Origin of the sequence: Tsukamurella sp. NPDC003166 (assembly GCF_040611135.1) — a bacterium.
Lineage (GTDB): Bacteria > Actinomycetota > Actinomycetes > Mycobacteriales > Mycobacteriaceae > Tsukamurella.
The window spans coordinates 292,842-316,519 of record NZ_JBEXNL010000004.1 but is presented as its reverse complement, the minus strand read 5'-3'; the positions used below and the strand labels follow the sequence as shown (position 1 = coordinate 316,519).

Genomic DNA, 23,678 nt, shown 5'->3' with positions numbered 1-23,678 from the left:
CGAAGGACACCACCATGATCACCACGCAAGCCGCCGTCCTCTCGGCGATCAACACCCCGCTCGTCCTCACCGACATCCTGGTCGACGACCCCGAGGCGCACGAGGTCCGCGTCGCCGTGACCCATGTGGGCCTGTGCCACAGCGACCTGCACTACATGACCGGCACCGTCGGCGCGGATCTCCCCGTGGTCGTGGGCCACGAGGTCGCCGGCATCGTCGAATCCGTCGGCTCCGCGGTGACCGATTTCGCGCCCGGCGACCGCGTGGTCGGCGCGCTGACCCCGTCCTGCGGGAAATGCCGGAACTGCGCCGCCGGGCACTCCACGCAGTGTCAGCGGCAGGCGGAGGTCCGGGTGCGGCAACGGCCCGCCTTCACGCTGCCCGACGGGACGGTCGTGGACCGCCTCGGCAGCGTGGGCGCCTTCTCCAGGCACATCCTCATGCGCGAGAACACCCTGGTGAAGATGCCCGACGAGGTCGGCCTGCACGTGGGCTGCCTGCTCTCCTGCTGCATCATCACCGGCGTGGGCGCGGTCTTCCGGGGCGCGCAGATCCGTCCCGGCTCGACGGTGGCCGTGATCGGCTGCGGCGGCGTCGGATCCGCGATCATCCAGGGCGCGCGCATGGCCGGCGCGTCGGCTATCGTCGCGATCGACCTCGACGACGCCCGCCTCGAGGCCTCGCGCGCGTACGGCGCGACCCACGTGGTGGGCGGCGCCACCGACGTGCCCGCCGCGATCCGCGAGCTCCTCGGCGACGGAGTGGACTACGCCTTCGAGGCCGTCGGCTCGGCCCGCACTGCGCAGACCGCCTTCGCCGCGCTCCGCCCCACTGGCACCGCGGTTCTCGTCGGCATCACGCCCGACGGCACCGACCTGCAGATCCCCGCGTCGGACTTCTTCTTCGGAGAGAAGAAGCTGATCGGCTCCTACATGGGATCCGGCCAGGCGCAGGAGGACATCGCGGAGTTCGCCCGCCTCTACCTGCAGGGTCGCCTTCTGCTCGACGAGATGGTCACGAAGGTCATCCCGTTCACCGAGATCAATGAGGGCTTCGAAGCGATGAAGTCGGGCGACGTGACCCGCATCGTCGCCGACCTCACCGTCTGACCCCCACCTCACCAGGAGAACCTGCCATGTCGAACCCGACACTGCCCCAACCGATCAACTACATCGCCGACGAGTGGGTCGCGGCCGAGATCGTGCCCGACGTCTGGAACCTCGACCCCAATACTCGCGAGCCGATCCACCGTGCCGTCACGACGAGCGCGGCGGACGTCGAGCGTGCCCTTCAGCACGCGCACGACTCGTACGGTTTCGATCGGTGGGAGGACGCCGCGACCGAGGAGCGGGCGCACGTGATCGAGCGCGCCGCGGACATCCTTCAGACCCGTCTCGAGGACCTCGCCCACGCCGATGCGCTGACCAGCGGCACCACCATCACCAACACGCGGAAGGTCGCCGCGTTCCTCCCGTACCGAATCCGCGGTGCCGCAGCGGAACTCCGCAGCATCCCGCGGCGCACGGCGCTCGAGGCCGGCGGGCGCGACGTGCGCCTGTACAAGGTTCCGCTGGGCCCGACGGCGATCCTCACGCCCTGGAACGGTCCGAGCTTCATCCCCGCCGCCAAGACGGTGAGCGCGCTGGCCGCGGGCTGCCCCGTGATCCTCAAGCCCTCCGAGCACGCGCCGGCCAGTGCGCAGATCGTCGTGGAGTCCTTCGTCGAGGCGGGCCTGCCCGCCGGTGCCCTCCAGCTCGTGCACGGCTTCGGTGAGGTCGGCGCTGCGCTCACCGGCGACCGCCGCATCAAGGCGGTCTCCTTCACCGGTGGCCCGAACGCCGGTCGAGCCATCGCCCGGGCCGGTGCCGAGGACTTCAAGACCCTTCAGTTGGAGCTCGGCGGGAACAACCCTGCCCTGGTTCTCGAAGACGCCGACGTCGACGTCGCCGCGGACGGCCTGCTCGAGGGCATGACGAAGCTCAACGGCCAGTGGTGCGAGGGCCCGGGCAAGGTGCTCGTGCACCGCAGCCTGGTGGCACCACTGCTGGACGCGCTGGTGGGCCGGATCGGTGCTCTGCCGATCGGCAATTCGCTCGACGAGGCCGCCGCGGTGGGTCCGATCTCCAACGCGCCGCACTTCGCCACCCTGACGGCGCGAATCGACGAGCTACGCAGCAAGGGCGCCACGATCCACCAGCCCGGAATCCTGCCCGACCTGGGCGGATTCTTCCTCTCCCCCACCATCGCCTCCGGCTTGGACGCTGCCGACGCGAACGCGGAGCTCTTCGGTCCCGTCATCAGCCTGCACGCCGTCGACTCCGACGAGGAGGCCCTGCGGGCCGCGAACGCGGCACCGTCGGGCCTCGACGCGTACGTCTTCGGCACCGATCTGACCCGCGCCGTCGACATCGGCTCCCGAGTGATGTCCGGCGAGGTGCGGATCAACGGCGCGAAGGTCGCCGACCTCGCCGACGGTTCCGCGCAGAGCTTCTGGGGCACAGCGGGTATCGGCGGCCACGGGCCCGCCGAATCCGTGCGCGTCTTCTGCGGCGACCGCGTGGTCGGCGTCGATTCGCCCGATTTGCCCCTGTAGTTCCGTCCGAATCGGGACGAACCCCGCACCACCTTGACTGTGACAGCGGTCACGCATATCGTCATAGTCAGTCATTAGATCAAGACATTTGATCTGCTATCGCCGCCACAACGGAAGACACCATGAACACCTCACCCACCACCGACACCCCCACCGTCATCCATCGACGCTATGTCGCCTTCTCGGACGCGCACTACGCGGGCAATCTGGTCGACGGAGCCTTCGCACTCAGGCTCTTCGGCGATGTCGGCACCAACCTCGGCATCGAAGTGGACGGCCACGAGGGGCTGTTCGCCGGCTACTCCTCCGTCGAATTCCTCGCACCAGTCCGCGGCGGCGATGTCGTGGAGGCGCAGGCCGTGCTCGCAACGAAAGGCACTCGCAGTCGCACGATCGACTTCGAACTCCGGATCCTGTGCCGCGCGACCGACGACAGCGGTAGCTCTCGAGTACTCGACACCCCACTCGTCGCCGTCCGCGCCCGGGGCACCGGCGTCCTGCCGAAGGAGGCGGAGCAGTGAAACTCCTGTACGAAACCGGATGGGCGGCGCCTCCGCCCATCGTCGAACCCCGGCTGATCGGCGACACCGACTGCGACGTGGTGGTGATCGGCGGCGGCGGGGGTGGTATGTCCGCCGCGATCCGCCTCGCCGAGAGCGGCGCCGACGTGGTGTTGCTCGAGGCCAAATCCCTGGGCTGGGGAGCGAGCGGACGCAACGCCGGCTACATCACCAACTCCATCGCCGCCGACCCGGAGATGCTGGGCCATCTCCTCAAGCCGGACCGGCTGCGGTCACTGTATCGATACGCCCACAACGCGGTCCTGTTCGCGGAGAACGCGATCGAGCGGCACGGCATCGAGTGCGGGCACGTGAAGACCGGGATCGTCATGGCCGCCGTCACGAAGGGCCAGCTACGTCGGGCCCGTCGCATCGCCGGCGTCCTGCAGGAATCCGGTGCACACGCCGAGTTCGTCGACGGGCGCGAGGCCGGCCTGCCCGAGGGCTTCCTCGGCGGCGTCCGCGAGGGCATCGGCGGCACGCTGAACCCCGGCGAGTTCGTCCTCGGACTGCGGGAGGCGACCATCGCCGCCGGCGTCCGGGTGTACGAGTACACCCCGGCCCGCGATGTCGTCGACACCGGGGACGGGGTCACCGTCGAAACCCCCGGCGGCACCATCCGCGCCGACCGCGCGCTCCTGATGACCAATGCGGACACCGGATCCCTGTCGATCGCCCCGAAGAACCTCGCGACCCCGACGTACACCTCGTTGCTGGAGACCGAGCCGATCGCACAGGACCGGCTGGATCGGATCGGCTGGACCAGCCGCGCGCCGATGGTTTCGCTGCACATGATCATCGAGAACCATCGGGTCACCCCGAGGGGCACCGTCGTCTTCGGCACGCGCCGTGTGGAGGCGGGTCGAAACCCCCTGCCGGAGCGCGCTCCCTCGCGCGCCGTCATCGACGACCTGGTCCGCGGCTTCGGCGAGCGCTTCCCCGGCCTCGGCGACGTGCGGTTCCGGAGCGTCTGGGGCGGGTGGATCTCCATGAGCTCCACCTGGCTGCCCGCGGCCGGCGAAGCCTCTCGCAACGTGCTGTACTCGCAGGCCTGCAACGGCCACGGCTTCGCCCAGGCGCAGTACGTGGGACACCTGCTGGCCGACCACGTCGGCGGCGCGCCGCGCCATGAGGACCTCGAGGCGATCTGGCACGGAGACAAGCGTTTCTGGCCCAGCGTCGTCAGCAATCCCGCCCTGTACGCCGGCTGGCTCGCCGACCGCGCGGCGGATCGTCTATCCACCATCACCGGCTAGTGCAAGGAGAGTCATCATGATCGAGATCCTGTTCATGGTCGCCGTCGTCTGGGCGATCGCCGTCGGCTACACCTTCGGCATCACGTTCATCCGCAAGCACCACAACTATCTGCTCGGACTCGAGTGGATGATCGTCGCGACCTCGTGCACCAACTTCATGGTGTTCGCAGCGATCAAGGCCGGCCACGACAGCCCGATGTACACCTTCGCGTCCTTCCTTGACGCGTTCTCGCGTTCCTTCGGCATCACTCTGATCCTCGTGCTGGGGCTCCTGCAGGTGACGCACCGGTACACGCCGTCTCTCGCCGTGGAGATCGGTGCCTTCGCCCTGGCCGCGGTCGGCGGATTCGTCTTTCTCGGCTACCACGAGTCGTCGTACAAGCTCGCCGCCGAGATCTTCCTGATCACCGCCAACGTGCTCGCCAGCTGCTTCGTCGTCTACTTCTGCAAGCGACTCTGGGACATGGGCGAACGCAAGCACGCGGCGTGGGCCGGGATCGCGACGCTGTTCGGATTCTTCATCGCGATCACCTACGACTTCTTCCCGATCCCCGAGGCCGACATGGTCGATCGGCCGGTGTTCTACACGCTGGCGCTGGCCACCTGGGGCCTGCAGATGTTCACCTACTACCGCGCCTACACCGCGTTCGACGCCCACAACAAGCGCGCCGACGCGGCGACCGGCCGACTCACGAACGGAGTCCACGCATGAACGCCACCGAGAACGCCGTCCACGACGTCGTGGTCATCGGCGCCGGCATGTCCGGCCTGATGGCGGCCACCACGCTCGCTCCGAGCGCCGACGTCGTCGTCCTCGAGTCCTCCGGCCGCACCGGCGGGCGGGTCGAGACGGTGCGCCGCGGCGACTACTGGGTGAACGTCGGGACGCAGTTCACCGAGGGCAACGGCACGCTCATCGACGCGCTGCACCGACACGGCATCGAGATGGGGTCCCTCGCGGGCACCAGCCTCGCGCTGTATCTGGGCGGTGGGATGGTCGACACCTCGAACCCGTTGGCGCTCATGTTCAAGACGAAGATGACGATGAAGGACCGGCTCGGCATGGCCCTGATCGGCAGCCGGATCATCGCGGCGATGCCCTTCCTCGAGTCGCAGAGCAAGGTCGCGCAGAAGGTCCGGGCGACGATGGAGACGCGCGTGGCGTCCTACCTGCTCAAGGGCGTGAGTTCGACATTGGCGGATCAGATCGTCCGCTCGTGGTCGGCGCAGTGGATGGGCTGCGAGCCCGAGGAGACTGCGGCGACGCAGTTCGTCACCTCGGTGGGGCTCGCGCTCGCCGATCCGGAGAAGATTCCCAACTTCACCCTGCCGCGCGGCGGAAACCAGTCCCTCACCGACGTACTGGCCGAGGACCTCGGCGGCCGCATCCGCCTGAACGCGGCGGTGCAGCAGGTGCGCCCCGACGGGGACGGGGTGATCGTCGACTACCTCGACGGTGACCAGCCCGTCCGGCTGCGCGCCCGCCGGGCCATCGTGAGCACCCCCGCCGACATCACGGAGCGGATCGTCGACGGCCTGCCGCAGCAGCAGCGCAGCGCCCTGAACGACATCACCTACGGCCGGTACGTGATCGTGGGCTTCTTCACCGAGGAGGACGGCCCGCAGCGGTGGGACGATTTCTTCGGCGTCTCGGCGCCGCAGCTGTCCTTCCAGGCGATGTTCAACCACGCGGCGGCGCTGCGCCGCAGCGGCCCCCGCACGCCGGGCGGCGCGCTCGCGTGCTTCGCCGGCGGTGCCCGCGCGGACGCGCTGTTCGACCTCCCGGACGAGGAGATCGTCGCGCGGTTCTCCGCCGACCTGATCTCGATCTTCCCGGAACTGCGCGGCAAGCTCGGCGCAGATCCGGTCGTACGCAAGCACCGCCGCGTCGTGCCGTTCTGGGCACCGGGCCGGCGCACGTCGCTGCCCGTGTTGCGGGACCCGCTCGGACCCATCCACTTCGCCGGCGACTACCAGCTGGACCTGCCCTCGCTCGCCGACGCGGCGGCCTCGGGCGAGCGCTCCGCGCTCGCGGTGCTCGCCGAGCTCGGCGCTAGCGCTCCAGCCAGGGCTTGATGCGGGCGGTGATCCACGGCAGGACCAGGAACACCATGAGCGGCGTGTTGATCAGTGTCGCGATCAGGGTTCGCGCCCCCAGGTCCCAGCCGTGGGAGCCGAGCGGTAGGTGGGGCAGCACCAGGAAGTTGATCAGGAGCGACAGCGGGAAGAATCCCAGCCAGATCGCCACGGCCTGCTTCCACCGTGGAGGGACCCTCACCACGGGTGCTGCGACGGGCCCGGCACCGTCGGCCTGCGGGGAGAACCAGCCCTCGATCCCGGACAGGCGGTGTGTGGCGGTCTCCACCGCCACGCCCTCGCCCGCTGGAGCCAGTGCTTGCGCACCCGCGAGCGCTGCCATTGGGCGAGCTCGGGGTCCGAGGCGAAACGGTAGATCACGAAGTACTCGTCGGACTGGTGCGCGGAGCGCACCCATCCGCCGCCCAGGAACCCGGGATAGGTTCGAGCCAGGGCGATTCCCGCATCGGTCCAAGCCAGGAAGTCGTGTTCGCGACCGGGAGAGATGCGTCGGGCGACGGAGGTGAGCGCGGCCTTGTGGGCCTCGGGCGCCTCCGAACGGGTATCGGTGGGCATGCGCATAAGTGTCGAGGACGCGGGCATCCCACGGCCAACGGGAGCGGTGTGATCTTCATGACGCCGCGCGCGGACCTGCACCGTCGCGATACTGGTGACAGAATCGTGGGGTGTCCTACCTCCTGCGCGTTCGCCTCACCGACCGTCCCGGCAGCCTCGGCTCCCTCGCCGTGGCACTCGGCTCCGTCGGCGCCGACATCCTCTCGCTCGACGTCGTGGAGCGCGGTGAGGGCTTCGCCGTCGACGACATCGTCGTCGACCTGGGGCCGCAGTCGCTGCCGGACACGCTGATCACCGCAGCGGAGGCGCTCGACGGCATCACCGTCGACTCGATCCGCCCGTACGCGGACGTCTTGGACACGCACCGCGAGCTGGAGCTGATCGACCACGTGGCGGCCGCGAGGCACGACCAGCTGCAGATGCTGGTGGACCAGGTCCCCCGCGTCCTGCGCGTCGGCTGGTGCGCCGTTCTCACCAACAGCCCCGACACCCCGTGGCCCGCCCACGGCTCGTCCGGCCTGCCCGAGACGCCGCCGACGGACTTCGGCTTCCTCCCGCTGAGCGGCCCCGTCGCCTTCGACGGCGAGGCCGACTGGGTGCCGCAGGCCTGGCAGCAGATGGACACCAAGCTGGCCGCCGCGCCGCTCGGCGCCATCGGCAAGGTGGTGCTCGTCGGCCGCCCGGGCGGACCCGACTTCCGCCCCTCGGAGGTCGCCCGGCTCGGCTACCTCGCCGGGATCGTGGCGACGGTGCTGGTCAGGTAGCGCAGGCACGACAAAGCCCCGGGCGCATGCCGTGCCGAAGCACAACAGAGGCGACACCGGGGCGTTCGGTACCAGGCTAACATCGACGAATGCCACGCTCAACCGATGGGTTGGTCCGACTTCTTTCCGATATGCGCCTGGCACCGTACCTGCGCCAGAGCGACGATGACATCGAGAAAGCACTGGAACTCTACAGATGGAGTTCACGCATGTCGGTCTCACTCTTCGAGTTGGTCGCACACCTCGAAGTAGTGCTGCGCAATGCGATCGACACCGCCCTTGCCGACCACTTCGATGAGGCAGGGGCCGGTATCCCGTGGTTCCTGCGAACGCCTCCGACGACGCCCCTCATGGACGAGGCGATCGCAACCGTGCCAACCGACTGAGGCCCCGGGGCAAGGATAACCGGCACCAAATCATCGCGGGATTGTCCTTCGGATTCTGGTCAGGAATGGTCGGTACGAAGCACGACGAGCTGTGGAAGCAGGGGCTCCATCACGCGTTCCCCGGATCCAGCGGAGCCCGCAAGCAAGTGAGCAGCGAGTTGGAGGCTATCCGGAAGCTCCGGAATCGCCTAGCCCACCACGACTCCATGATCAACGTGGACGTTCCATTCGAGATGCGGCGGATTCACAGAGCGGCAGGTTTTCTCGGCGAGGACGCCGCGCGATGGATCGAGGCCGTCGACCGAACCGGAGAAATCTACCGGGAAAAGCCCCATACCACGGTCGACACTGTTATCGTGCCCGCCAAGAACGCCTGGGACTTGTATATTGCAACTGGGGCGTACGTGTGCCAGTCGGGAAGGGCGTTCAGGCCGGTCGAGAGGATTGCCTTCTACACGAACCGCGCCATTCAACCCGAAGTGCCGACGATTCTGTTGAGGCGCGATGAGGTCGTGTGGAGCGAACAAGAGGCGAATCGACTTGAAGGATCGGACGACCGGTACGACCGAAAGATCGCGAAAGTGATTCGCACGAGCAGGAACGCAGGCTGGTCCGAAGGAAGATACCAGGTATTCCTCTTGACGACACCCGGCGATAGCCGCCACAGGACGCTTCCGGCGGCGTTGCCGAACACCCGATCCGGACGTGGCTCGGCGTTCGTACAGAAGCAGAGGTACGTCGCGCTCCACAGACTCGAGATCGCGGAGACCGTTGACGATCTCTCCGTGGATCCCGCGACGATGAGCTGACTGCGAAGCTCGCTCATTCAGCCTCGGCGAACGCCTCCGGCCCCTCGGCCAGCAGCTTCGTGAAGCCCGCCTCGTCGAGGATCTGCACCCCGAGCTGCTCGGCCTTCTCGGCCTTGGACCCCGGCGCGTCACCGATCACGACGAACGCCGTCTTCTTCGAGACGCTGCCGGCGGCCTTGCCGCCGCGCACCAGGATGGCCTCCTTGGCCTCGTCGCGCGAGAAGTTCTGGAGCGAACCGGTGACCACGATCGACAGGCCCTCGAGCGTGCGCTGCACGGACTCGTCGCGTTCGTCCTCGAGGCGCACGCCCGCGGCGCGCCACTTCTCCACGATCTCGCGGTGCCAGGCGACGGTGAACCAGTCGATGACCGCCTCGGCGATCGTGCGACCGACACCGTCGACCTCCGCCAGGCGGTCCACGTCGGCCTCGGCGATGGCGTCGAGGCTGCCGAACTCCTGCGCGAGCGCCCGCGCGGCCGACGGGCCGACGTGCCGGATGGACAGGGCGACGAGCACGCGCCACAGCGGCTTGTTCTTCGCCACCGCGAGATTGGCCAGCAGGCGCTGGGCGTTCGCCGACAGCGCGCCGCCGTCGTTGGTGAACAGCGGGACCTGCAGCAGCTCCTCGGCCGTGAGCGAGAAGACATCCCCCTCGTTGTGCAGCACCGGCGAAGCGGTGAGCGCCGACGCCGCCTCGTAGCCGAGGCCCTCGATGTCGAAGCAGTTCCGCCCGGCCAGGTAGAACAGCCGCTCGCGGAGCTGGGCGGGGCAGGTCTCCGTGTTGGGGCAGCGGATGTCGGCGTCCCCCTCCTTGGAGGGGGCGAGGGTCGCGCCGCACTCGGGACAGGTGACGGGCATGACGAAGGGACGCTCGGTGCCGTCGCGCAGGTCGACTACGGGGCCGAGCACCTCCGGGATCACATCGCCGGCTTTGCGGATGGTGACCGTGTCGCCGATCAGGACGCCCTTGCGCTCCACCTCGGAGGCGTTGTGCAGCGTCGCGAACTCGACCGTGGAGCCGGCCACGGTGACCGGCGCCATGTAGGCGTACGGCGTGACCCGCCCGGTGCGACCCACGTTGACGCGGATATCGAGGAGCTTGGTCGTCACCTCCTCGGGCGGGTACTTGTAGGCGATGGCCCAGCGCGGCGCCCGGGACGTGGCGCCCAGGCGGCGCTGCAGGGAGATCTCGTCGACCTTCACCACCAGGCCGTCGATCTCGTGCTCGGGGTCGTGCCGGTGCTCGCCCCAGTAGAAGACGCGCTCGACCACCGCGTCGGCCCCCGACACCTGCTTCGTGTACTGCGAGACCGGCAGGCCCCACGCGCCGAGCGCCCGGTACGCGTCGTGCAGGCTCGACGGTGACCACTGCCCCTCGATCCGGCCGAGGCCGTGGCAGATCATGCCGAGCCTACGACGGGAGGTGATCTGCGGGTTCTTCTGCCGGAGCGATCCCGCGGCGGAGTTACGGGGGTTGGCGAAGGGCGGCTTGCCCTCGGCGACGAGCCCGGCGTTGAGCTCCTCGAAATCGGCCAGCCGGAAGAAGACCTCGCCGCGCACCTCGAGGACCTCGGGTATCGGGAACTCGTCCGACCGGGTGAGGACGTGCGGCACGTCCCGCAGGGTGCGCGCGTTGAGCGTGACGTCCTCGCCGGTACGACCGTCGCCACGGGTGGCGCCGCGCACCAGGGAGCCGTTCTCGTAGACGAGGTTGAGGGCGACGCCGTCGATCTTGAGCTCGGTGAGGAAGACGACCTCGCCCCCGACGTCCTTCTGGACGCGGGCGACCCAGTCGCGCAGCTCCCCCTCGTCGAAGACGTTGTCGAGCGACATCATCCGCTCGAGGTGGTCCACCGCCGTGAACTCGGTGGAGAAACCGCCGCCCACCAGTTTGGTGGGCGAATCGGCGACGGCGAGCTCGGGGAACGCCGTTTCCATCTCCTGGAGGCGGCGCAGCAGTGCGTCGAACTCGCCGTCGGAGAGCACCGGCGCGTCCTGCACGTAGTACCGGAACTGGTGCCCGCGCACCTCCTCCGCGAGCTCCTCCCACGCGCGGCGGTCGTCCTCGGTCAGCTCCTTCGACATGGGAGTCAGATTAGTCGAGGGCACCGACAGCTCCGCGCCGCCGATTCACCGCTCCTTCTCACGCGGAGGCTGCGCGAAGCGCAGCTCGTTGCCGGACGGGTCGATGACGGTCACCGTCGGGCCGCCGGGGCCGCCGGGGTCGAGGCCGGGCCGGGACCGGGGATGACGGTGCGCCGCCAGCTCGGCCTGCAACGCGGCGGCGTCGGCGACCGGGATCCACACGACCGAGTTCGGGCTGCCGTCGCCGAAGTGCTCCGACAGGTGCAGTACCACGCCGCCGCGGCGAACCGCGACGTACGCGGGGAGGTCCGGCTCGAACCGGTGCTCCCACTCCAGCGTGAAACCCAGGTAGGCCGTGTAGAACTCGACCGCCGCGTCCCGGTCGAACATACGCAGCACCGGCACCGCGGGCCCGCCGAACTCGGTCATGGGATCAGACTACGCACGCCGCGGGCCGTCGACCCCGCGGGCGCGATGTCCCGTTCGTGCCGATTCGCCTCCGCGCGCGCGACGCGTGCCCCATAGTCGTGCCATGAGTGACTCGAGCACGGCCCACAAGGCCATCGTCGTCGGGGCCGGGGTCGTCGGCCTGTCCACCGCCTTCAGCCTGCAACAGCGGGGTGTGGAGGTGACCGTCGTGGACCGGATCGGTCCCGCCGCGGGGGCCTCCTGGGGCAACGCCGGCTGGCTGAGCCCGGCGTTCACCATCCCCCTCCCGGAGCCGGCGCTCCTCAAGCAGGGACCGCGGGCGCTGCTCTCACCGTCGTCGCCGGTGGCACTGGCACCCTCCACCGACCCGGCGGTGGCGCGGTTCATGGCCGCGTTCGCCCTGAACTGCACGCCGCACAAGTGGGCCGATTCGATGCGGACCTATGCCACACTCAACGCCCACATCTACGACTCCTTCGAGCGGCAGATCGCCGCCGGCGTCCGCGGAGAGCTGCACGCGCACGACATGACGGTGGGCTTCGCGAGCCTCCAGGACGCCACGGGGATCCTGGACGAGCTGGCGCGCGTCTCCGCGGCCGGCCAGCAGATCGACATCACCCTCCTCGACCCCCGATCAGCGCGCGAGTACGAGCCGCACCTCACCGCGAACGTCGCTCTCGCGCTGCGACTGCGCGGACAGCGGTACCTGAACCCCGGCGCGTACGTGCAGGCGCTCGCCGACGCGGTGATCGCGGGCGGCGGAGAGCTCCGCACCGGCGTCGACGTCACGGAGGTCCGGCGCGACGGTGCCCGCGCCCGCGTGATCGGCACGGGGATCGACGAACTCACGACGCGGCGGTCCTGTGCTCCGGCGCCTGGCTACCCCGCCTCGCATCGGCGCACGGCGTGCGGATCCCCCTGTTCGCGGGACGCGGCTACAGCTGCTCGGTCCCCATCGACTCCCCGCTGCAGGGCGCGACCTACTTCCCCGCCGCGCGTGCGGCGATCACGCCCCGGCCCGACGGTGCCGACGGCCGCCCGCGCATCCGGGTGGCCGGGATCATGGAGTTCGCCGACCCCGATAAGCCGCTGAACCCCAAACGGATCCGGGTGACCAACGACGCCGTGCGGCCGCTGCTGCGCGGGATCGACTGGTCGGGCATCGACGAGCAGTGGGTGGGCTCACGCCCGCTCTCGGCCGACGGCCTGCCGCTCATCGGCGGCACCGCCACACCGGGCGTCTACGTCGGCGGCGGGCACGGAATGTGGGGGCTGACGCTCGGACCGCTCACCGGCGAGCTTCTGGCCGAACAGATCACCACGGGACGCGCACCCGCGCTCACCGCGGGACTGGACCCACTGCGGTAGCCAGCCGCTCGAGGTACCCGGTGGCCGCCTCGACACTCGAATCATCCACGGGGAAGAGCACATCGGTGACGCCCGCCGCCCCCCACCGGGCGAGGCGGTCACCGTCGGGCACGGAATCGAGGGCGACGATGCGGGGCGAGCCCGCGCGCCCGTGTTCGCGCCAGATCTCCTGCAGGCGTGCGGCCGCACTGGTGATCCCGCGGTCGCGCGGGGTGGTGATCCAGCCGTCGGCGTTCTTGGCGATCCAGGTGAAGTTCTTGTCGGTCGCGCCGGCGCCGACGAGGACCGGCAGCGCACCGGGCGGCTTGGGCCAGGTCCAGCTGGGGCCGAAGGAGACGAAGTCGCCGTCGTAGGCGGCCTCCTCGTCGCGCCACAGGGCGCGCATCGCCTCGAGGTACTCGCGGAGCATGGTGCGGCGACGCCCGGCGGGGACGCCGTGGTCGGCGAGTTCGTCGAGGTTCCAGCCGAATCCGACGCCCAGGGCGACCCGTCCGCCGGCCAGGTGGTCGACGGTGGCGATCGTCTTGGCGAGCGTGATCGGGTCGGACTGCACGGGCAGGGCCACCGCGGTCGACAGCTCGATCCGCTCGGTGACCGCGGCCGCGGCGGCCAGCGAGGTCCACGGGTCGAGCGTGCGCAGGTAGCGGTCGTCGGGCAGCTCCGCCGTGCCGGTACCCGGGTGCGCGGCGTCGCGCCGGGTGGGGATGTGGCCGTGCTCGGGTACGAAGTACGACGCGAAGCCCGCCGCCTCGATGAGCGGCGCGATCAGGTGCGGCGGCACCCCACGGTCCGACGTGAACTGGACGATGCCGACCCGGACTCCCTGTGTGATCACCCTGAAAGTAGAACACGTTCCATCGACGGGCGTGGGTATTCCGCCTACGTTGGACGCATGCCGCACCCGATCATGTTCGCCGACGACGACCCCGTCCTCGCCCGCGTCCGCGCGATCGCCCTCGCCTTCCCGGAGGCGACCGAGAAGGTCGCGCACGGCCGCCCGACCTTCCGCTGCGGCAAGATGTTCGCGATGTACGGCGGCGGCACGAAGAAGACCGAGCACCGCCCGCACGAGCAGCGGAACACGAGCGTGCTGTTCATCGCGGACCCCGCCGAGCGCACGGCTCTGGAACAGGACGAGCGGTTCTACCTGCCCGCCTACATGGCCTCGGCGGGCTGGCTGGGCCTCGACCTGACGATCGGCACCGTCGACTGGGACGAGGTGCGCGAGTTGGTCGACGCGAGCTACCGCCTGATCGCCCCGAAGCGGGCGATCGCGGCACTCGACGCGGGCGCGGACGCCTGACCGGCCTCAGATCCCCGGGCCCCGCTCCCGCAGATCGTCGACGTCCCTCATCGCCTGCCGCAGCTGCGCGAGCCAATCCTCCGTGTGCTCGCCGACGAGGCGTACGCACCATGCCAGCGCGTCGGCCCGGGACCGGGCGACGCCGGCGTCGACCAGCGTGTCGAGCACGAGCCGCTCGGGCTGCCGCAGCCGCGACATCACCGGCACCGCCTGGTGCGTGAACAGGATCGTCTCGTCGCCCGCCGTCACGCCCCACGAGACCCGCCGGCGGTAGCGCTCCTGCGCCTCGTCGGCGATCCGCATGCGCTGATCCCGCGTGTCCTCGCGGAACCGGGCGGCGCGGCCCTCGCGCTGCGCGGCGGACTGCTCCCCGTCCGTGGGCAGCGTTCCGACCACCACGATCTCGTCGCGGTCGACGGTGACCCGCGGCGCACCGTCGAACCAGTCCTCGGGGAGCCGGCCGGCGAACCAGTCCCCCGCATCCTTCGCGTCCGGCACCTCGGTGCGCGGACCTCGTCCTGCCATCATGTGCGACCTCCTCGATCGGTCCTGATTACATGATTACATGATTACTCCGAATGCATGCGGCTGTCGAGGGGAGATCGCCGAGGGCGAACGGGGGCGGGTTCGCGGGGGTCAGCGTCCGGGTTCGAGGCGCCCGCCGCGGACCACGTGGAAGTCGTACGCCGACTCGGCGTGCAGGCCGTCGTCGAGGCCGTCCGCCTCGTGCTGCGGGTCGGCGCGCAGCCCGATGGTCACCTTGAGCGCGAGCCCGATCACCAGCGTGACCGCCATCGCGTAACCGAGCACGACGATGACCGCCACGGCTTGGCGCCACAGCTGGTCCAGACCGCCGCCGTAGAGCAGGCCGTCGCGCCCCGCCGGGGCGGCGGCGCTGCCGACCAGGCCGATCATCAGCATGCCGACGACACCGCTCACGAGGTGCACGCCGACCACGTCGAGCGAATCGTCGTACCGCCACCGGTACTTGAGCTCGATCGCGTACGAGCTGATCGCACCCGCGGCGGCGCCCACCGCGAGCGCACCGATCGGGGTCACCGCCGAGCACGACGGGGTGATCGCCACCAGCCCGGCGACGACTCCCGAGGCCGCGCCGAACGAGGTCGGCTTGCCGTGCCGGACCTTCTCCACGATCAACCAGGCCACCATCGACACCGCGCCGGCGCCGAGCGTGTTCGCGACGATCAACGCCGCCGACCCGTTGGCGGCGAGCGTGGATCCCGCGTTGAAGCCGAACCAGCCGAACCACAGCAGACCCGCGCCGAGCATGACGAAGGGCAGGTTGTGCGGGCGCATCGGGTCGCGGGGCCAGCCGGCGCGCCGGCCCAGCAGCAGCGCCATGACCAGCGCCGAGGCGCCCGAGTTGATCTCCACGGCGGTGCCGCCGGCGAAGTCGATCGCCTTCAGGTGCTCGGCGATCCAGCCGCCGTGCGCGGCCGTCAGGCCCGGGATCGAGAAGACCCAGTGGGCGACGGGGAAGTAGACGAGCGTCGCCCACAGCCCCGCGAACACGAGCCACGACACGAAGCGCATGCGGTCGGCGACGGCGCCCGCGATCAGCGCGACGGTGACCATCGCGAAGCCGGCCTGGAAGGCGACGAACAGCAGCGCGGGGACGTGGCCGACCAGCGGCACGGCGCCGGAGTCGGAGCCGTCCGCAGCGAACGCCCCCAGCAGCCCGCGCAGCCCCGCGAAGGTGGTCGGATCGCCGATCACGCCGCCGCGGTCCGGCCCGAAGGTCATCGAGTAGCCGAAGACCACCCACAGCAGCCAGACCACCGGGATCGCGGTCAGGCACATCATCATCATGTTGAGGACGCTCTTGCTCCGCACCATGCCGCCGTAGAACAGGGCGAGCCCCGGCGTCATGAGGAGGACGAGCGCGAACGCGGCGAGCAGCCAGGCGGTATCTGCACCATCGACTGGTCCGGTGTGCGGGAACATCGCCGAAGTGTAGCGACCTACTCGACCGAGGACTCCGCGAGGACAGTCCGAATATCCTTGCACGCGTCCAGAATCGGGCGAATCCCGGGCGAACCGGGCGAACCGCACACGGGAGTCACCGTCGCCCGGGTCAGATCGCGGCGCGGCAGGCCGATCTCGTCGTACACGCGCAGAGCGGGCGCCGCCAGGTCGGCGGCCGAGCGCCGGCCGGGCACCGTCGGGGCCAGTCCGAGGCCGATCACCGGGCGCGACTCGACGAGCTCGCCGAATCCCTCGTAGTCGGCGGCGGCGAGGCGGGTGACGTCGACGAGCGCACCGTCGACCGGCACCCGGCGCACGACGTCCCAGACGATCGGGCCGCACAGATGAACGAGGACCGGCGCACCAGCGTCGTGAACCTCGTCGACCACCGCGGCGAGCAGCTCCGCCGCCTCGATCGCGGGGATCGCCCGCACGGGATCGAGCTTGGTCAGCGCCGGGACGGTGCCGTGCACGACCGACCACATCGACGGCTCGTCCAGCTGCAGCACGACGTCCGCACCGCATCGTCGGCGCAGATCCGCGACGTGCCGCACCAGGCCCTCCGCGAGCGAGGCCGCGATGTCGCGCATCGCCCCACGGTCGCGGGCCACCCGGTGCCCGTTCGGCAGCTCGAGGCCGGCGGCCAGCGTCAGCGGGCCCGCCACCTGCGCCTTCACCGTTCCCGAGCCGCGCCGACGAGCGACCTCGTAGGCCTCCTCGAAGGCGTCGAGGTCCCGCTCCAGGTAGTCGTCGGCGAGCCGCGCGACGCGACCGTCGGGCACGCCGATCCGATAGCCCGTGGTGGAGACGTCGAACCCGATGTCGACGAGCAGACCGGCGCTGCGGCCGATCATGTCGGCGCCGATCCCCCGGTTCGGGAGCTCGGGCAGGAAGGGCACCTCCAGCTCGCCGACGACGGTGGCCGTCGCCTCCCGCGGGTCCGTGCCCGGCACCGAGCCGATCCCCGTGACGCCGCCGACCAGCGGTGCGAGGGGATCAGACATGGGCCGCGTCGTGCGCGGTCGAGCGGATCGTGCCGGAGCCGAGCACCAGGTCGCCCTTCTCGGCGTCGACGGCGTACAGCACCGCGGCCTGGCCGGGGGCCACGCCGCGCAGCGGCTCGCGCAGGTCGAGGATCAGGCGATCGCCGTCGGCGCGCGCGGTGACCGGGGCGAGCCCGCCGTGCGCCCGGACCTGCACCATCGCGTCGACGGGGCCCTCGGGCGCCGTTCCGGAGGTCCAGACGGCACCGTCGGCGACGATGCGCGTGACGTCGAGCTGCGCGCCGCTACCGACCCGGACCTCGCCGGATTCGGCGTCGATCGCGGTGACGTACCGGGGCGCGCCGTCGGGTCCGGGGCCGGGGAGCCCCAGGCCCTTGCGCTGGCCGATGGTGAATTCGTGCACGCCCGCGTGCACGCCGAGGCGCTCCCCGGTCGCGGCATCGACGACGGCGCCGGGCCGGACCCCGATCCGGGCGCCGAGGAAGGCCTGCGTGTCGCCGGACGGGATGAAGCAGATGTCGTGGCTGTCCGGCTTGTCGGCGACGGCCAGGCCCCGGCGGGCCGCCTCCTCGCGGATGGCCGGCTTGAGGGTGTCGCCGACGGGGAACATCGCGCGGGCGAGCTGCTCCGCGGTCAGCACGGCGAGCACGTAGGACTGGTCCTTGTCGGCGTCGACGGCGCGGCGCAGCTCGCCGCCGTCCAGCCGCGCGTAGTGGCCCGTCGCGACGGCGTCGAAGCCGAGGGCGTAGGCGCGCTCGGCGAGGGCCGAGAACTTGATCTTCTCGTTGCAGCGCAGACACGGGTTCGGGGTCTCCCCCGCGGCGTAGGCGGCGACGAAGTCGTCGATCACGTCCTCGCGGAAACGATCGGCGAAGTCCCACACGTAGAACGGGATGCCGAGCACGTCGGCGGCGCGGCGGGCGTCGCCCGCGTCCTCCTTGGAGCAGCAGCCGCGGGAACCGGTACGCAGCGTTCCGGGGGCCTCGGACAGCGCGAGGTGCACGCCGACCACGTCGTGCCCCGCCTCGACGGCCCGCGCCGCCGCGACGGCCGAGTCCACGCCGCCGCTCATCGCGGCCAGGACGCGCATCAGCGCGTCCCGGCGGAGGACAGGCCCGCGGCACGGGCGCGGTCCACGACCTGGCCCAGAGCCTCGAGCACCGCGTCGACGTCGGCCTCGGTGGTCTCGGGGCCGAAGGAGAAGCGCAGCGATCCGCGGGCGGTCGCCGGGTCGGAGCCCATCGCCTCGAGGACGTGGCTGACCCGGGCGACGCCGGCGCTGCAGGCCGAACCCGTGGCGCATTCGATCCCGCGAGCGTCGAGCAGCATGAGCAGCGAGTCGCCCTCGCAGCCGGCGAAGGAGACGTGCGCGATCCCCGGCAGGGCGGGGATCCCGTGCGCGGCACCGCCGTTCGCGATCGCACCCTCGAATCGGCGGGCACCGTCCAGGAGGCGGTCGCGGAGCGCGGCGCGACGCGGCGACTCGTCGTCCATCCGGGCCACGGCCACCCGCAGCGCCGCGGCCATGCCGGCCACCCCGGCGACGTTCGGGGTGCCGGAGCGCAGGTCGCGCTCGTGGCCGCCGCCGTGCGCCAACGGCACGAGGGAGACGTTGCGGCCGATGAGCATCGCGCCGACGCCCTGCGGTCCGCCGAACTTGTGCGCCGCATTGGTCAGCGCCGCCACACCGCTGGCGTCGAAGTCGATCGGCACGTGGCCCGCCGCCTGGGTGGCGTCGGAATGCATCGGCACGCCGTCGCGGGCGCACTCGGCGGCCAGCTCGGCGATCGGCTGCAGCGTGCCCACCTCGTTGTTCGCCCACATCACGCTGACCAGGGCGACGGTGCCGGCGGCCTCGTCGAGCGCGGCCCGCAGGTCCGCGGGGTCCACCAGGCCGCGGTGGTCGACGGGCAGCAGCACGACGTGCGCGCCCTCGTGCTCGCCCAGCCACTCGACCGCGTCCAACACCGCGTGGTGCTCGATCGCGGAGGCGATCACCGTGACGGCGGCGGGATCCTCGGCGCGACGGGCCCAGTACAGGCCCTTGACCGCCAGATTCACGGCCTCGGTGCCACCACCGGTGAAGACCACCTCGGACGGTCGTGCGCCCAGGTCGCGGGCGATCGACTCGCGGGACTCCTCGAGGATGCGCCGCGCGCGCCGGCCGGAGCCGTGCTGCGAGGAGGCGTTGCCCGGACGCGCGGCGGCCTGCGCCATCGCCGCCAGCGCCTCGGGCACCATGGGGGTGTCCGCGGCGTGGTCGAGGTACACGGGGTTCTCGCGGTCGGGAGTCATCGCGTCCCAAGAATACGCGGATGACGCGCGGTAGCGTTATTCGCAGCCACACCCCTTTTCCGGGGCCTAAGCGGCGAGCGGCAGGTACGCCTCGGACTCGCAGAACTCGGCGTCGGCGAACACCGATGCCTCGGCCCGCGCGGCCAGGGCCCCGCGGCCGGCCGTCGCCCAGTCGGCCGCGGCGATCACCTCGGTGGCGTGGACGCGCACCGCGACGCCACGCGCCGCGATCACCCGGGAGAGCGTCGCGACCTCGGTGTCGGATCCGACGTACGCGGCGACGGCGCTCTGGCGCGCGCCCCGCGCGGGCCCGGGCAGCCGCATCGAGTACCGCAGCGAGACCGGCACCACGTCGGCCCGGGCATCGATCGCGGCCTGGAAGAACGCCGGCCGGAAGTCTCCCCGGTGGAATCCGCAGTAAGTCGTCCCCTCGGGGAACAACGCGACGGTCCGGCCGCTCCGGAGCAGGTCCGAAACCTGGTCGACGGTCCGTGGCAGATCGCTCAGGCGCTCGCGGCGCAGGGGGATCGCGCCGAAGGCGCGCATCAGGACGGCCACCGCCCGCACGTCGAAGATGTCCGCCTTCGCGACGAACGCCGCCGGCGCGATCGAGGCGATGGCCACGATGTCGAGCAGCGACTGGTGGTTCGCCACGACCAGCGATCGCAGCGGTACGTTTCCCACCGGTTCCACCCGCATCCCCAGCGACCACAGCATCGCGCGCGCGCCGCCGCGGATCACGACGCGGCGCGCGGTGGCACCGCAGGGGTAGGCGATCGCGAGCGCGACCGACCCCGCGATCAGGACCGAGACGAACACCGTCCAGCGGACCGCGCGGAGCCAGAACGCGGCCTCCCGGGGCTCGTCGGCGGAGCAGGCACCGTCGCACGGTGAGACCTGCTGCCAGGGGTTTCTGGGCAGCTCCCGCAGCGGAACCGGGGGAATCATGTTCTAGAGACTCCCCGCCGCCTGCTGCAGCCGTTCCAGGTAGCGCACGTTGAACCGGGTGCGGTCGATGATCATCGGGAAGTCGGCGACGTCGAAGACCGGATCGAAGCTCGGCGCACCGAGGATCTCGGCGTTCATCCGCAGGTAGCCGGTGACGAGCGGCGGGAAGGTCCGGCGCGAGGCGGGCTCGGCGGTGATCTCCTCGACGGTGTTGTGCGGCGTGACGACCCACGGGGAGCGGTGCTTGGCATCTACCAGCTCGCGCACCGCGCGGACCGTCGCGCCGCGCTCGTACCCCTCGTACTGCATCGGGACGCTGACGGCGCCCATCGCGTAGCGGATGCCGCGCAGGTCGCTGTAGGCGAGCAGGCCCGCCCACATGAGGCACAGGACGCCGCCGGTGCGGTGATCGGCGTGCACGCAGGCGCGTCCCATCTCCAGGGTCTCCGGGCGGATGTGGTCGAGGGCGCCGAGGTCGAACTCCGTCGCCAGGTACAGACCGCCGGCGGCGATCGCGCCCGGGGGCGGGAGGATGCGGTAGCAGCCGACGATCTTCTCGCTCGGCTTGTGGCGGATGATCAGGTGGTCGCAGAACTCGTCGAAGCGGTCGGCGTCGCGGCCGTCGGTGACGCCGGCCATCGAGGCCTCGAAGCCGGGCTCCGAGCCGAAGACCTCGAAGCGCAGTCGCTGCACGGTCTCGATGTCGTCGTCGCGAGTGGTGAGTACGACCTCGTACTCGGCACCGTCGATCAATGTCTCTGAGGCCGGGCTCCGGCCGATGACCAGTGTTGCCATGCGCTCACAGTGGGCGCGCGAGACGACGGGGCGGTGAACCGCGACCGAGCGGGTCGGTGAACCCTTGCCGAACGAGGGTGAATTCCGGGCTACGCCCCGGTGCTACAGCACCGGCGGAGGGGTGTTCGAGGGCATCGCCGCCAGGTAGTCGGCGGCCTCGGCGAACTGCAGCGAGTCGATCGCGCCGCCCAGCGGCAGCTCGGGCTCGACCGGCTCGATCACGCGCTCGGCCGCCAGCAGGTCGGCGACGGTGCGGTGCTCGGCCACCGCGCGCAGTTGGGACCAGGTGGGCGGGAGCAGGAAGCAGCGGCCCGCGGAGAAGTCCGCGAGCGCCTGCGCGGCGGTCCGCCAGCCGGCCTCCTCGACCTCGCTCGTGCGGTCGTCGGCGCGCTGCCCCGCCGGGAGGGCGGCGAGGAAGAACCGGGTGTCGTAGCGACGCTTCTCGTTCTTCGGCGTGATCCAGTGCGCGAGCGGCCGCAGCAGATCGGCGCGGAGCACAAGCCCCTCGTCGCGGAGGAATTGCGCGAGCGAGATCTCCTTGGCCTCGAGCCGTTCCCGGGCCGGAGCGAGTGCCGCAGCGTCGGGAACGGCACCGTCGGCCCCGGTGACCAGCAGGACACCGCACTCCTCGAAGGTCTCGCGCACAGCGGCGCACACCAGCTGCCGGCCATCGCGCTCGGAGGCGTCGAAACGTTCGGCCCACCACGACGCCGCGGGCCCCTCCCAGGCCAAGTCGGCGTCGCCGTCGCGGGGATCGACGCCGCCGCCCGGGAACACCGTCATCCCGCCCGCGAAGGCCATCTGCTGCACGCGGCGCTGCAGGAACACCTCGATCCCGTCCGCACCGTCGCGGACCAGGACGACCGTGGCCGCGTCCCTCGGGACCGGCAGGGCGGGATTCTCGGCGTGGGAGGTCATTCGGTCACCGTAGCGGACGCCGCGGCGGCACCGGCCGACTCAACCGAGTTCGAGCGCGCGGTCGAGGTCCGTGTTGCACGAGCGGGTGTCCCGGAGCAGCGCGTCGACGGCGTCCTGGCCGGTCACGGCGTGGATCGCGGCGTCGACCGCGCGGAGGTAGGCGCACTCGTATCCCGCGCCGTAGTCGTTCGCGGCGGCGGCGAGATGGTCGCGGGACGGGACCGGAGCCGCGACGGGAGCCATGAGGCCCTCGAGGATCCTCAAGTACAGGTCGCCGACATCGCCGCCGTTCGCAACGGGTAGCGCGAGGTCGCCCGCGGTGATCTCGGAGAGGGAGGCGGCGAGGTCCCGGGCCGCGTGGCGCAGTGCTGAGGTGTCCATGATCCCCCGTAGGTTCGTGTCGAGAGCGTGAAGCAGTTCATGCACCACGGTAGACGATATTGATCTACCGCGGTAGATCAATAGGAGGTTCACGTGCCGGACGCACCGCCGAGCGGACCCGACCTGGCCGCGCTGCTCGCCCGCCTGTTCCCCCGCCTGATGGCGCTCGAAGAGCCGATCCTCGCCGCGGCACGGGTCACGATGTGGGAGTACGCGATCCTCAGCGAACTGGTCTCGGAGACCGCGATCTCCCAGGTCGAGCTGTCCCGGCGCACCGGGCGCGACACGACCAGGCTCGGGAAGCACGTCGCCGCCCTCGAGGCGCGCGGGCTCGTCTCCCGCGACCGCGCCGCGGACGGGCGGCAGCGGACCGTCGGGCTGACCGACGAGGGACGGGCCGTGCAGGCGCGGGCGAAGCGGGCGATCCGCGCCGCCGAGGACGAGCTCGTCGCGGCATCCCTCTCCCCCGCCGAGGCCGGCGACCTTCGCCGCATGCTCGCCGAACTGGCGGGCTGACGGCCCGCCGTCAGGGCGCCGGCGTGAGGGTCCGGAGGAAGCGGATGAGCCCGGTGAGCCGCTCGACGGTGGCGCGCTCGGGGTCGATCAATCGCAGGCACAACAGTTCCCGCGCCGTGGCCTGGACGACCCGGGCCAGGTAGTCGGGGTCGGGCACGCCGGGGAACACCTCGCGCAGGCTCGCCTCCATGAACGCGCGAACCTGCTCCTGAGACTCGGCGAGCCGCTCGTGCAGCGCCGGCGGAGCGCCCTCCGGCGGGATCAGGAACAGCCGCCACGCCGCGGGATGCTCGTCGACGGCTCGGAGCGCACCCTCGAACGCCGAGACGAACGGATCGTTGCCCGACTCGGGAGCCACGTCCGCCACGGCCCGCGCGTACTGCTCGCCGATCCGCGCTGATTCACGGTCGATCAGCGCGACGAAGAGCCCGGCGAGGTCACCGAAGTGCTGATACAGCACGGGCCTGGTGACCCCTGCACCGTCGGCGATCCGGCGTGGGGTGGCCGCATGGAAACCCTCCGCGTCGACGATGTCATGCGCGACGTCGAGGATCTGTTCGCGCCGCTCATCGGCGCTCATACGAGTGCGGGTCATGCTCTTGACAGGCTAACCGACAACCTGTCATCGT

Annotated in this window: 24 protein-coding genes and 2 pseudogenes; 12 read left to right on the top strand and 14 right to left on the bottom strand. The window is 70.9% G+C overall.

The genetic code is table 11. From position 1 onward, the window contains the following. Nucleotides 1-14 precede the first annotated feature (14 nt). From ABZX10_RS07485 to ABZX10_RS07460, 6 genes are all read left to right on the top strand, one after another. Entirely contained in the window at nt 15-1,109 is a 1,095-nt protein-coding gene (locus ABZX10_RS07485) for a Zn-dependent alcohol dehydrogenase (RefSeq protein ID WP_355536600.1), read from the top strand. 26 nt (nt 1,110-1,135) lie between these two features. Then, nucleotides 1,136-2,593 carry an aldehyde dehydrogenase gene (locus ABZX10_RS07480; protein WP_355536597.1) on the top strand — a complete coding sequence of 486 codons (1,458 nt, stop codon included), beginning with the start codon at nt 1,136-1,138 and terminating at the stop codon, nt 2,591-2,593. Between the two features lie 122 nt (nt 2,594-2,715). Then, a complete protein-coding gene (locus tag ABZX10_RS07475) occupies nt 2,716-3,114 on the top strand; it encodes an acyl-CoA hydrolase (RefSeq protein WP_355536594.1) in 399 nt (132 codons plus the stop codon). Further along, on the top strand, nt 3,111-4,409 hold the full coding sequence (locus ABZX10_RS07470) for an FAD-binding oxidoreductase (protein ID WP_355536591.1): 1,299 nt from the start codon (nt 3,111-3,113) through the stop codon (nt 4,407-4,409). Before ABZX10_RS07475 ends, ABZX10_RS07470 begins: the two co-directional genes overlap by 4 nt. A 16-nt stretch (nt 4,410-4,425) precedes the next feature. Then, nucleotides 4,426-5,121 (top strand): transporter, encoded by a 696-nt coding sequence (locus ABZX10_RS07465; RefSeq protein ID WP_355536588.1) that lies wholly within the window; start codon nt 4,426-4,428, stop codon nt 5,119-5,121. After that, nucleotides 5,118-6,485, top strand: a complete 1,368-nt coding sequence (locus ABZX10_RS07460) for an NAD(P)/FAD-dependent oxidoreductase (protein WP_355536585.1) — start codon at nt 5,118-5,120, stop codon at nt 6,483-6,485. The genes ABZX10_RS07465 and ABZX10_RS07460 overlap by 4 nt, the downstream gene beginning before the upstream one ends. On the opposite strand, the pseudogene ABZX10_RS07455 reads toward ABZX10_RS07460, so the two are convergent. Next, nucleotides 6,463-7,061: pseudogene (locus ABZX10_RS07455) on the bottom strand (antibiotic biosynthesis monooxygenase). The gene ABZX10_RS07460 and the pseudogene ABZX10_RS07455 sit on opposite strands and share 23 nt — an antisense overlap. 110 nt (nt 7,062-7,171) lie before the next feature. On the opposite strand from ABZX10_RS07455, the gene ABZX10_RS07450 reads away from it, so the two are divergent. The 3 genes from ABZX10_RS07450 (at nt 7,172) to ABZX10_RS07440 (ending at nt 9,020) form a co-directional block, all read left to right on the top strand. After that, the gene (locus tag ABZX10_RS07450) at nt 7,172-7,825 is read left to right on the top strand and encodes an amino acid-binding protein (RefSeq protein ID WP_355536582.1); all 654 of its coding nucleotides are present in this window, start codon (nt 7,172-7,174) and stop codon (nt 7,823-7,825) included. 89 nt (nt 7,826-7,914) lie between these two features. After that, nucleotides 7,915-8,211, top strand: coding sequence for a hypothetical protein (locus ABZX10_RS07445; RefSeq protein WP_355536579.1), 297 nt, complete (start codon nt 7,915-7,917; stop codon nt 8,209-8,211). 65 nt (nt 8,212-8,276) lie between these two features. Continuing rightward, nucleotides 8,277-9,020 (top strand): hypothetical protein, encoded by a 744-nt coding sequence (locus ABZX10_RS07440; RefSeq protein WP_355536576.1) that lies wholly within the window; start codon nt 8,277-8,279, stop codon nt 9,018-9,020. A 13-nt stretch (nt 9,021-9,033) separates the two neighbouring features. On the opposite strand, the gene ligA is transcribed toward ABZX10_RS07440, so the two are convergent. Next, a complete protein-coding gene (ligA, locus tag ABZX10_RS07435; protein ID WP_355536573.1) occupies nt 9,034-11,106 on the bottom strand; it encodes an NAD-dependent DNA ligase LigA in 2,073 nt (690 codons plus the stop codon). A 45-nt stretch (nt 11,107-11,151) separates the two neighbouring features. Then, nucleotides 11,152-11,535 (bottom strand): glyoxalase superfamily protein, encoded by a 384-nt coding sequence (locus ABZX10_RS07430; protein WP_355536570.1) that lies wholly within the window; start codon nt 11,533-11,535, stop codon nt 11,152-11,154. Between ABZX10_RS07430 and ABZX10_RS07425 the strand changes: the two are divergent. Then, nucleotides 11,534-12,903 (top strand): annotated as a pseudogene (locus ABZX10_RS07425) (FAD-dependent oxidoreductase). The gene ABZX10_RS07430 and the pseudogene ABZX10_RS07425 sit on opposite strands and share 2 nt — an antisense overlap. On the opposite strand, the gene ABZX10_RS07420 reads toward ABZX10_RS07425, so the two are convergent. Next, nucleotides 12,875-13,738 (bottom strand): TIGR03619 family F420-dependent LLM class oxidoreductase, encoded by an 864-nt coding sequence (locus ABZX10_RS07420; RefSeq protein ID WP_355536567.1) that lies wholly within the window; start codon nt 13,736-13,738, stop codon nt 12,875-12,877. The pseudogene ABZX10_RS07425 and the gene ABZX10_RS07420 overlap by 29 nt on opposite strands. A gap of 57 nt (nt 13,739-13,795) precedes the next feature. On the opposite strand from ABZX10_RS07420, the gene ABZX10_RS07415 reads away from it, so the two are divergent. After that, nucleotides 13,796-14,206: an MmcQ/YjbR family DNA-binding protein gene (locus ABZX10_RS07415; RefSeq protein ID WP_355536564.1), complete on the top strand. Its 411-nt coding sequence runs from the start codon at nt 13,796-13,798 to the stop codon at nt 14,204-14,206. A gap of 6 nt (nt 14,207-14,212) precedes the next feature. Here ABZX10_RS07415 and ABZX10_RS07410 read toward each other — a convergent pair whose 3' ends face one another. The 9 genes from ABZX10_RS07410 to ABZX10_RS07370 form a co-directional block, all read right to left on the bottom strand. Further along, nucleotides 14,213-14,734 carry a hypothetical protein gene (locus ABZX10_RS07410; protein ID WP_355536561.1) on the bottom strand — a complete coding sequence of 174 codons (522 nt, stop codon included), beginning with the start codon at nt 14,732-14,734 and terminating at the stop codon, nt 14,213-14,215. 108 nt (nt 14,735-14,842) lie between these two features. Then, complete coding sequence (locus ABZX10_RS07405; protein ID WP_355536558.1) at nt 14,843-16,171, bottom strand: ammonium transporter; 1,329 nt, start codon at nt 16,169-16,171, stop codon at nt 14,843-14,845. Nucleotides 16,172-16,188: 17 nt separating this feature from the next. Further along, nucleotides 16,189-17,196, bottom strand: coding sequence for a hypothetical protein (locus ABZX10_RS07400; RefSeq protein ID WP_355536555.1), 1,008 nt, complete (start codon nt 17,194-17,196; stop codon nt 16,189-16,191). Then, entirely contained in the window at nt 17,189-18,286 is a 1,098-nt protein-coding gene (mnmA, locus tag ABZX10_RS07395; protein ID WP_355536552.1) for a tRNA 2-thiouridine(34) synthase MnmA, read from the bottom strand. The genes ABZX10_RS07400 and mnmA overlap by 8 nt, the downstream gene beginning before the upstream one ends. Then, entirely contained in the window at nt 18,286-19,491 is a 1,206-nt protein-coding gene (locus ABZX10_RS07390) for a cysteine desulfurase family protein (RefSeq protein WP_355536549.1), read from the bottom strand. Before ABZX10_RS07390 ends, mnmA begins: the two co-directional genes overlap by 1 nt. Nucleotides 19,492-19,557: 66 nt before the next feature. Beyond that, nucleotides 19,558-20,439: a lysophospholipid acyltransferase family protein gene (locus ABZX10_RS07385; RefSeq protein WP_355536546.1), complete on the bottom strand. Its 882-nt coding sequence runs from the start codon at nt 20,437-20,439 to the stop codon at nt 19,558-19,560. Nucleotides 20,440-20,442: 3 nt separating this feature from the next. Then, nucleotides 20,443-21,234, bottom strand: coding sequence for a GNAT family N-acyltransferase (locus tag ABZX10_RS07380; RefSeq protein WP_355536543.1), 792 nt, complete (start codon nt 21,232-21,234; stop codon nt 20,443-20,445). A gap of 102 nt (nt 21,235-21,336) precedes the next feature. Beyond that, nucleotides 21,337-22,152, bottom strand: a complete 816-nt coding sequence (locus ABZX10_RS07375) for an NUDIX hydrolase (RefSeq protein WP_355536540.1) — start codon at nt 22,150-22,152, stop codon at nt 21,337-21,339. A gap of 39 nt (nt 22,153-22,191) precedes the next feature. Further along, nucleotides 22,192-22,533, bottom strand: a complete 342-nt coding sequence (locus ABZX10_RS07370; RefSeq protein ID WP_355536537.1) for a hypothetical protein — start codon at nt 22,531-22,533, stop codon at nt 22,192-22,194. Between the two features lie 93 nt (nt 22,534-22,626). On the opposite strand from ABZX10_RS07370, the gene ABZX10_RS07365 reads away from it, so the two are divergent. After that, the gene (locus tag ABZX10_RS07365) at nt 22,627-23,049 is read left to right on the top strand and encodes a MarR family transcriptional regulator (RefSeq protein WP_355536534.1); all 423 of its coding nucleotides are present in this window, start codon (nt 22,627-22,629) and stop codon (nt 23,047-23,049) included. 10 nt (nt 23,050-23,059) lie between these two features. On the opposite strand, the gene ABZX10_RS07360 is transcribed toward ABZX10_RS07365, so the two are convergent. Continuing rightward, nucleotides 23,060-23,644, bottom strand: coding sequence for a TetR/AcrR family transcriptional regulator (locus ABZX10_RS07360; RefSeq protein ID WP_355536531.1), 585 nt, complete (start codon nt 23,642-23,644; stop codon nt 23,060-23,062). Nucleotides 23,645-23,678: the final 34 nt, after the last annotated feature.

What these genes read in the sequence shown, in the direction of transcription:
- ABZX10_RS07485 (WP_355536600.1), top strand. Translation starts at nt 15, where the DNA reads ATGATCACCACGCAAGCCGCCGTCCTCTCGGCGATCAACACCCCGCTC.
- ABZX10_RS07445 (WP_355536579.1), top strand. Translation starts at nt 7,915, where the DNA reads ATGCCACGCTCAACCGATGGGTTGGTCCGACTTCTTTCCGATATGCGC.
- ABZX10_RS07410 (WP_355536561.1), bottom strand. Translation starts at nt 14,734, where the DNA reads ATGATGGCAGGACGAGGTCCGCGCACCGAGGTGCCGGACGCGAAGGAT.
- ABZX10_RS07415 (WP_355536564.1), top strand. Translation starts at nt 13,796, where the DNA reads ATGCCGCACCCGATCATGTTCGCCGACGACGACCCCGTCCTCGCCCGC.
- ABZX10_RS07460 (WP_355536585.1), top strand. Translation starts at nt 5,118, where the DNA reads ATGAACGCCACCGAGAACGCCGTCCACGACGTCGTGGTCATCGGCGCC.
- ABZX10_RS07440 (WP_355536576.1), top strand. Translation starts at nt 8,277, where the DNA reads ATGGTCGGTACGAAGCACGACGAGCTGTGGAAGCAGGGGCTCCATCAC.
- ABZX10_RS07375 (WP_355536540.1), bottom strand. Translation starts at nt 22,152, where the DNA reads ATGACCTCCCACGCCGAGAATCCCGCCCTGCCGGTCCCGAGGGACGCG.
- ABZX10_RS07475 (WP_355536594.1), top strand. Translation starts at nt 2,716, where the DNA reads ATGAACACCTCACCCACCACCGACACCCCCACCGTCATCCATCGACGC.
- ABZX10_RS07385 (WP_355536546.1), bottom strand. Translation starts at nt 20,439, where the DNA reads ATGATTCCCCCGGTTCCGCTGCGGGAGCTGCCCAGAAACCCCTGGCAG.
- ABZX10_RS07480 (WP_355536597.1), top strand. Translation starts at nt 1,136, where the DNA reads ATGTCGAACCCGACACTGCCCCAACCGATCAACTACATCGCCGACGAG.
- ABZX10_RS07405 (WP_355536558.1), bottom strand. Translation starts at nt 16,171, where the DNA reads ATGTTCCCGCACACCGGACCAGTCGATGGTGCAGATACCGCCTGGCTG.
- ABZX10_RS07380 (WP_355536543.1), bottom strand. Translation starts at nt 21,234, where the DNA reads ATGGCAACACTGGTCATCGGCCGGAGCCCGGCCTCAGAGACATTGATC.
- ligA (WP_355536573.1), bottom strand. Translation starts at nt 11,106, where the DNA reads ATGTCGAAGGAGCTGACCGAGGACGACCGCCGCGCGTGGGAGGAGCTC.
- ABZX10_RS07370 (WP_355536537.1), bottom strand. Translation starts at nt 22,533, where the DNA reads ATGGACACCTCAGCACTGCGCCACGCGGCCCGGGACCTCGCCGCCTCC.
- ABZX10_RS07390 (WP_355536549.1), bottom strand. Translation starts at nt 19,491, where the DNA reads ATGACTCCCGACCGCGAGAACCCCGTGTACCTCGACCACGCCGCGGAC.
- ABZX10_RS07400 (WP_355536555.1), bottom strand. Translation starts at nt 17,196, where the DNA reads ATGTCTGATCCCCTCGCACCGCTGGTCGGCGGCGTCACGGGGATCGGC.
- ABZX10_RS07430 (WP_355536570.1), bottom strand. Translation starts at nt 11,535, where the DNA reads ATGACCGAGTTCGGCGGGCCCGCGGTGCCGGTGCTGCGTATGTTCGAC.
- mnmA (WP_355536552.1), bottom strand. Translation starts at nt 18,286, where the DNA reads ATGCGCGTCCTGGCCGCGATGAGCGGCGGCGTGGACTCGGCCGTCGCG.
- ABZX10_RS07360 (WP_355536531.1), bottom strand. Translation starts at nt 23,644, where the DNA reads ATGACCCGCACTCGTATGAGCGCCGATGAGCGGCGCGAACAGATCCTC.
- ABZX10_RS07465 (WP_355536588.1), top strand. Translation starts at nt 4,426, where the DNA reads ATGATCGAGATCCTGTTCATGGTCGCCGTCGTCTGGGCGATCGCCGTC.